Genomic DNA, 1315 nt, shown 5'->3' on the forward strand with positions numbered 1-1315 from the left:
GCCGGAGTGACAGCGGCGGAATCGGATCGGTGGAGCGATGCGGAAGAACTCTTCGGGTTAGCGATTCTCAAACTACCCGAATCTGCCGAAAGCTGGGTGGCCCGTGGGATCTCTCGTGAACAACTGGGGAAGCGCCCACTCGCGATTCAAGACTTCAATTATGCAAGCCAGCTTTATGCCGAAAATGGCGCAAATGAGGCTGCTGAGCAGCTCAGCATTGCAGCCCTATCGCTTCAAGACAAACCCAACAATCAGCCCAGTGGAAATGGTGCGGGATCTGCTGTCTTAAATGGTCTACTTTCAACTTCGCAAGCACTCCTCCCCATGGCGATGAAACTCTTTCTACCAGCCTTGTGAAGATCTCAGATTGATCTCAACTTGGGCCCATCAGCTGTCGCGCTTCGCGGGTCGAGGGTCGATAGCCATAGCCATAGGACCCTCCCATTTCATCGTCAACAATCATCGGCGTAACTAAGATAACTAGCTCATTTTTGCTGCGCTGAGAGTCGGTACTACGAAACAGCTGTCCGATCACAGGGAGATCTCCCAAGATCGGCCATTTTCTGGCAATCTCTTTATCTTGATCCTGAATTACACCGGTGAGGATCAATGTTTGACGATCCCGCAAGCGGATCGAACCAGAACTTAGGCTGCGGCCAACAATATTAAAGATCGCGACTCCATTACTTTCACCAGCCGGCTCTGGCACGGAAATTTCCGGATCAATATTGAGTGATACGAAGCCATTATCATCAATTTTGCTGACTTTCACCTTCAATGAAAGACCCGCATTTTCTCGGGAATATTCAAACTGAGTTGAGCCATTGCTAGTGTCAGTTGTTGATACAGACGTAATCACACTTGTGCCAGTCTGAACCTCTGCCTCTTGCCCTTCTTGGACGAGAAGGGTGGGCTGAGCAAGAGTTTTTGCACTAGAACTTTCAATCACCGCCTCGACATAGCTGTAAAAAGAATTTTCTGGATACGAGAACTTATTTGGATCTTTACCCGCTACATAAATAGGCCGTCCTTTTTTATCGAACCGGGGAGTAAGACTCGCCGCGGCCGTGGGATCACTGGAAGGAACAAACACCTCTTGTCCATCGACCAAAACGGGAACCAGCGTTGTTGTTGTTGTTGTACCGCCAGAATTCGAAGACTGATTCGTCACCTCTTTCTGCTTTGCAACGAGAGGAGGATCAAAGACTTTCTGCTGCTGAACTTGACCCAATCCTGCCGAATACTCGCCTGGAGACGTGTACTGAGTGCCGTTATTCAACAAACCAGTACCCTGACGATTTCCAGGCCGATAGGC

1 protein-coding gene and 1 pseudogene are annotated in these 1315 nt (G+C 49.5%); one reads left to right on the plus strand and one right to left on the minus strand.

Annotated elements, in window-relative coordinates; all coding sequences use genetic code 11:
* A pseudogene (locus WH5701_RS17845) lies at positions 1–357 on the plus strand (pentapeptide repeat-containing protein); the annotation flags it as partial.
* 16 nt (positions 358–373) lie between these two features.
* Here WH5701_RS17845 and WH5701_RS16315 read toward each other — a convergent pair.
* Positions 374–1315 (minus strand): type II secretion system protein GspD (locus WH5701_RS16315; RefSeq protein ID WP_198005102.1); only part of this gene is annotated, 942 nt, incomplete at its 5' end.

The organism is Synechococcus sp. WH 5701, from assembly GCF_000153045.1.
Taxonomy (GTDB): domain Bacteria; phylum Cyanobacteriota; class Cyanobacteriia; order PCC-6307; family Cyanobiaceae; genus Regnicoccus_A; species Regnicoccus_A antarcticus.